This window comes from Mycobacterium sp. (genome assembly GCF_032162105.1).
Taxonomy (GTDB): domain Bacteria; phylum Actinomycetota; class Actinomycetes; order Mycobacteriales; family Mycobacteriaceae; genus Mycobacterium.
Map to the genome: position 1 here is coordinate 1 of NZ_JAVRPS010000503.1, position 6131 is coordinate 6131.

Here is a 6131-nt window from a genome sequence, read left to right on the forward strand (position 1 = left end):
ACCATCTCGCCGGCGGCCGAGAAGACATTTCCGGCCGCCGGCGAGAAAAGTGTGAAAGTGGTCATGGCTCGTCCCTCCTACCTGTAGTACCCGCCGATTCGGGCCGGGTCCAACAGGAAGGAACAGCGCGCGTCATCGCCGCAGACATCAGAGCTTGAGGCTGTGGCCAGTGCTATCGCCGAGGGCTCATCAACATCGGCATTGTTCGGGAACACTCCTAGGCGGGATCGATCAGCCGGGGCAGCGCGAGGGGTGGTCAGCCGGCGATCGCCCGCAGTGCCGATGGCAGCGACCGCTTCGACCGCTGCGGTCCCAGGATCGCAGCACCGAACGGCTTGCTCAGCAGATGCCGCGCCACCGCGTTGACCTCGTCGAGGGTGACGGCTTCGATCTGCTCCAGGGTGTGCGGGATGCTGCGGTGCATGCCGTAGTTGAGTTCGCTTCGCCCGATCCGGTGCATCCGCGAGCCGGAATCCTCGAGCCCGAGCACCAATCCACCCCGCATGGAGCCCTTGGCAATTCGGCACTCACTCTCGGTGATGCCGTCGCGCGCCACCTCACGCAGCACGTCCGTGGTCACCCGGACCACCTCGTCGAACCGCTCGGGCAGACACGCCGCATACACCGAAAGCGCGCCAGAGTCGGAGAAGGTGTCAACCGTCGAGTACACCGAGTAGGCCAACCCGCGAGTCTCCCGGATCTGCTGGAACAGACGGGAACTCAAGCCGCCGCCCAAAGCGCTGTTAAGCACCGACAGGGCCCACCTGTGGTCCCAGTGCCTGCCAGGTGTGCGGACGCCCAGGAACATGTGCGTCTGCTCGCCGTCCCGGTGGACCACCTCCAACGTCGGCTGACCAGGCACCCGGCCGTTGCCCTTGCGCGGCGCCACCGGCTCGCGGCCACGCACCAGTCGAGGTCCGAAGTGTTCCTTCACCAGGGCGACGACGTGGTCGTGCTCGACGTTGCCCGCCACCGCCACGATCATCCGCTCGGGCGTGTACCGCCGGACGTGGAACGAATGCAGTTGCGCCCGCGACATCTCCGAGACCGACTCCACACTGCCGATCACCGGGCGGCCCACCGGATGGCCACTGAACATCGCCGAAAGGAACACGTCCCCCAGGGTGTCCTCGGGGTCGTCGTCGCGCATCGCGATTTCCTCGAGGACGACGTCGCGTTCCACCGCGACGTCCTCGGCCGCACAGCGACCACGCAGCACGACGTCGGCCACCAGGTCGACCGCCAACTCCAGGTCGGCGTCGAGCACGTGGGCGTAGTAGCACGTGTGCTCGCGCGCGGTGAACGCGTTCAGTTCACCGCCGACGGCGTCGACCGCCTGCGCGATCTGCACCGCCGTGCGGGTCGGCGTCGACTTGAACAGCAGATGCTCGAGGAAGTGGGCGGCGCCGGCCACGCTACGACCTTCGTCGCGTGACCCGACGCCTACCCACACCCCCACCGACGCCGAATGGACCGACGGGATGAACTCCGTAACGATGCGCAGCCCGCCGGGCAGGGTGGTGCGCCGGACTGAATCAGTTGCTGGCGGTCGCGGCATCGGCAGGTGCCGCACCCGAATCCGTCAAAACGCCGTTCGACGTGTCCGGTGCCTCGGCTGCCTCGTCTTCGGCCACCAGCACCAGCGAGATCTTGCCGCGGTTGTCGATGTCGGCGATCTCCACGCGCAGCTTGTCGCCGAGCTTCACCACGTCCTCGACCTTGGCGATGCGCTTGCCCCGACCGAGCTTGGAGATGTGCACCAGCCCGTCGCGACCAGGCAGCAACGACACGAACGCACCGAAATCGGTGGTCTTGACCACGGTTCCGAGGAACCGCTCACCGATCTTGGGCAGCTGCGGGTTGGCGATGGCGTTGATCATGTCGATCGCCGCCTGCGCCGACTCGCCATTGTTCGCGCCGACGAACACGGTGCCGTCGTCCTCGATCGAGATCGACGCGCCGGTCTGCTCCGTGATCGAGTTGATCATCTTGCCCTTCGGCCCGATGACCTCGCCGATCTTGTCGATCGGTACCTTGATCGTGGTGATCCGCGGCGCGTACGGGCTCATCTCGTCGGGTGCGTCGATGGCCTCGGCCATCACCTCGAGGATGGTAATACGGGCGTCCTTGGCCTGACTGAGAGCACCTGCTAGGACCTGGGAGGGAATCCCGTCCAGCTTGGTGTCCAGCTGCAGCGCGGTGACGAAGTCCTTGGTGCCTGCACACTTGAAGTCCATGTCGCCGAAGGCATCTTCGGCGCCGAGGATGTCGGTCAGAGTGACGAAACGCCGCTCGGTACCGCCACCGTCAACTTCAATGTCGTCGGACACCAGACCCATGGCGATGCCCGCGACAGGAGCCTTCAGAGGCACACCGGCGTTCAGCAGCGACAGCGTCGACGCACACACCGATCCCATGGACGTCGAGCCGTTGGAGCTCAACGCCTCCGACACCTGACGGATGGCATACGGGAACTCCTCGATGCTCGGCAGCACCGGCATCAGGGCCCGCTCGGCGAGGGCGCCGTGGCCGATCTCGCGCCGCTTGGGCGAGCCGACGCGACCGGTCTCACCGGTCGAGTACGGCGGGAAGTTGTAGTGGTGCATGTACCGCTTGGACTTCTCCGGTCCCAGCGAGTCGATCTGCTGAGCCATCTTGACCATGTCCAGCGTCGTCACACCCATGATCTGGGTCTCGCCACGCTCGAACAGCGCGCTGCCGTGCGCTCGCGGGATGACGGCGACCTCGGCGGACAACGCGCGGATGTCGGTGATGCCGCGGCCGTCGATGCGGAAGTGGTCGGTCAGGATGCGCTGACGCACCAGCTTCTTGGTCAGCGACCGGTATGCCGCGCCGATCTCCTTCTCGCGGCCAGCGAACTGCTCGGACAACCGCTCGAGCACCTCGACCTTGATCTCGTCGGTGCGGTCGTTGCGCTCTTCCTTGCCCGCGATGGTCAACGCCTTGGCGAGCTCGTCGGTGGCCACCGAGGACACCGCGTAGAACACGTCATCCTGGTAGTCGGGGAACACCGGGTACTCACCGGTCGGCTTGGCGGCGCTGTCGGCCAGCTCCTGCTGGGCCGTGCACAGCGCGGCGATGAACGGCTTCGCGGCCTCCAGACCCTCGGCGACGACGCTTTCGGTGGGCGCACCCGCGCCTCCGGCGATGAGGTCGATGACGTTGTCGGTGGCCTCGGCCTCGACCATCATGATCGCGACGTCATCTTTCCCGTCGGCCTCTACCTTGCGACCCGCGACGACCATGTCGAACACGGCGCCCTCGAGCTGCTCCACGGTCGGGAACGCAACCCACTGGCCGTCGATCAGCGCGACGCGCACGCCGCCGACGGGGCCGCCGAACGGCAGGCCCGAGATTTGGGTGGACGCCGATGCCGCGTTGATCGCCAGCACGTCGTACAGATCCTTGGGATCCAGGCTGAGGATCGTGACGACGACCTGGATCTCGTTGCGCAGGCCGCTGATGAACGTGGGGCGCAGCGGCCGGTCGATCAGGCGACAGGTCAGGATCGCGTCGGTGGACGGCCTGCCCTCGCGGCGGAAGAACGAACCGGGGATGCGTCCCGCGGCGTACATCCGCTCCTCGACATCGATCGTCAGCGGGAAGAAGTCGAAATGGTCCTTGGGGCTCTTGCTGGCGGTGGTCGCCGACAGCAACATGGTCTCGTCGTCGAGGTAGGCGACGACGGCACCGGCGGCCTGCTGTGCGAGCCGGCCGGTTTCGAAGCGAATGGTGCGGGTGCCGAAGCTCCCGTTGTCGATGACGGCGGTCGATTCGAAGATGCCGTCTTCTATTTCAGTTGCAGACATACGTGTGTCAGACCTCTTTAGTTCTCGTATCAGCCGTTTTGCGCAGTCACGTGCGAGAGCCGGGAAAATGGCGACGGCCGTCGATCGAAGCAGCCGGACACCGAATGTGCCCGGCAGCCACTACCGAAGACCGCCCATTTGAAGACGGGTCTTGCGTGACGCACTGGAACGGTGCGCGCGATGTGCGCGAACCGCACCGGATGTTCGAGCCCACAGGGCTCAAAACACGTTCATGTTACACCGTGGCAATCGCCCGACCGACCGTCGGGAGCGCTTACGCGACGTCCTCCACGCATACCGTGAACTGGCGTTCGTCGTAGGCGTAGCCGACTCCGGTAGTGCACTGATCGACGTTGGCCACGTTCACCAGGATCTGGGTGGCGCGCTGCCGGTCGGGTGTAGAGGCGTCGTGGCAGTCGACGCGGACCGGATCCCGGTCGTTCTCGGGATCGATGCTCATACAGCCGCCGACCACCCAGTCGATGTCCATGCAGATGGTCGAACCCGTCCCACTGAACGAACTGCGCGTCGAGTAGTACGTGTCGGCGTCGGAGGGACACTGGCCGGTGCCCGGCACCGTCGAGATCACCTTGAAGTTCGACGCGATGCTGCCACATTCGACCTTGGCGATATCCGGACGGTCGGGCGGACCGCCGACCCCGAGGCAGTCCCCCACCTGCATGTCCGCTGCGGCCGCGGACGAACAGCCCGAAGCCACGAGCGCGATGACTAGTGCAATGACCGGGGCCGATGCGATCACGACCGCACCGAGCGCTCGGGTCAGCGGCGCAGGCCCAGCCGTTCGATCAGCGAGCGGTAGCGCTCCACGTCGACCTGCGCGACGTACTTCAGCAACCGGCGACGACGACCCACCAACAGCAGCAGCCCCCGCCGCGAGTGGTGATCGTGCTTGTGCATCTTGAGGTGTTCGGTCAGGTCGGCGATGCGCTTGGTCAGCATCGCGACCTGCGCCTCCGGCGAACCGGTATCGGTCTCGTGCAGGCCGTACTGGCCCAGGATCTCTTTTTTCTGTTCGGCAGTGAGCGCCACGAAATTACTCCATTGAAATCGGTCCGCGAGGGTTCATCTGAGGCACGGCCGCCGCGAACTGCAGCTGTGCTGGGTCGCCGGAGAGTCTAACAGTGCATCACTGCGCGGAAAGAATCGTGCGCGCCTTGTCGGTATCGCCGCCCATCGCCGTGACGAGGTCGTCGACCGAGTCGAACTTCTCCTGAGCCCGGACGCGGGCGACGAAGTCGACGGCGACGTGCTGGCCGTACAGGTCGGCGTCGGTGTCCAGGACGAAGGCCTCCACGGTGCGGGTGCGGCCAGAGAAGGTCGGATTGGTGCCCACCGACACCGCGGCCTGGTACCGCTCGCCGGGGGTGACCGTGCCCATCACCGGGCCGTGTCCGAGCACCGTGAACCACGCCGCGTACACCCCGTCGGCGGGGATCGCGGAGAACATCGGCGGTGCCACGTTCGCGGTGGGAAAGCCCAGCACCTTGCCGCGGCCGTCACCGCGCACCACCACGCCCTCGACGCGGTGCGGCCGGCCAAGCGCCTCGGCGGCTGCCACCACGTCACCGGCGTCCACGCAGGACCTGATGTAGGTGGACGAGAAGGTGACCGTCTCGTCGCGGTGATGCTCGGCCACCAGCGACATGCCCTCGACGGCGAAGCCCAGCCGCTCACCGGCCTTGCGCATCATGCCCACGGTGCCCGCGGCCTTCTTGCCGAAGGTGAAGTTCTCGCCGACCACCACCTCCACCACGTGGAGGCGCTCGACGAGCAACTCGTGCACGTAGCGCTCGGGGGTCAGCTTCATGAAGTCGGAGGTGAACGGCATGACGAGGAAGACGTCGATGCCCATCTCCTCGACGAGTTCGGCGCGCCGGGTCAGCGTCGTGAGCTGGGCCGGATGACTGCCGGGGAACACGACCTCCATCGGATGGGGGTCGAACGTCATCAGTACCGCAGGAACCTCGCGGGACCGCGCGGCCTTGACCGCATGATTGATCAGCTCGGCATGTCCGCGGTGCACCCCGTCGAACACGCCGATCGTGACGACGCATCTGCCCCAGTCCGTGGGGATCTCGTCCTGACCCCGCCAGCGCTGCACGGGTGCAAGCCTACGGCGCGGCGCGCCCGGTGGCTGCGCTGGATCCCCGGTTGAGGTGATGATTGCCTAAACTTCTTCACTGTGAATCCTGAAGGCAACCCACGCGACCTGTCGACGGTTGCCCAGGACTATCTGAAGGTCATCTGGACCGCCCAGGAATGGTCGCGGGAGAAGGTCAG

At 66.1% G+C, this 6131-nt stretch carries 5 protein-coding genes and 1 pseudogene; 1 reads left to right on the forward strand and 5 read right to left on the reverse strand.

Annotated elements, in window-relative coordinates:
• Positions 1-256: 256 nt before the first annotated feature.
• From QOC69_RS25905 to QOC69_RS25925, 5 genes are all read right to left on the reverse strand, one after another.
• A complete protein-coding gene (locus QOC69_RS25905; protein WP_526445044.1) occupies positions 257-1558 on the reverse strand; it encodes a M16 family metallopeptidase in 1302 nt (433 codons plus the stop codon).
• Positions 1536-3830, reverse strand: a complete 2295-nt coding sequence (locus QOC69_RS25910; RefSeq protein WP_526445046.1) for a polyribonucleotide nucleotidyltransferase — start codon at positions 3828-3830, stop codon at positions 1536-1538. Before QOC69_RS25910 ends, QOC69_RS25905 begins: the two co-directional genes overlap by 23 nt.
• Before the next feature lie 274 nt (positions 3831-4104).
• Complete coding sequence (lppU, locus tag QOC69_RS25915; RefSeq protein ID WP_526445048.1) at positions 4105-4590, reverse strand: LppU family putative lipoprotein; 486 nt, start codon at positions 4588-4590, stop codon at positions 4105-4107.
• Positions 4591-4610: 20 nt separating this feature from the next.
• Entirely contained in the window at positions 4611-4880 is a 270-nt protein-coding gene (gene rpsO, locus QOC69_RS25920; protein WP_526445050.1) for a 30S ribosomal protein S15, read from the reverse strand.
• A 97-nt stretch (positions 4881-4977) separates the two neighbouring features.
• On the reverse strand, positions 4978-5952 hold the full coding sequence (locus QOC69_RS25925; RefSeq protein ID WP_526445052.1) for a bifunctional riboflavin kinase/FAD synthetase: 975 nt from the start codon (positions 5950-5952) through the stop codon (positions 4978-4980).
• A gap of 81 nt (positions 5953-6033) precedes the next feature.
• Between QOC69_RS25925 and QOC69_RS25930 the strand changes: the two are divergent.
• A pseudogene (locus tag QOC69_RS25930) lies at positions 6034-6131 on the forward strand (metal-dependent transcriptional regulator); the annotation flags it as partial.

Coding starts and splice junctions, on each gene's coding strand:
- QOC69_RS25905 (WP_526445044.1), bottom strand. CDS start 1,558: ATGCCGCGACCGCCAGCAACTGATTCAGTCCGGCGCACCACCCTGCCC.
- QOC69_RS25910 (WP_526445046.1), bottom strand. CDS start 3,830: ATGTCTGCAACTGAAATAGAAGACGGCATCTTCGAATCGACCGCCGTC.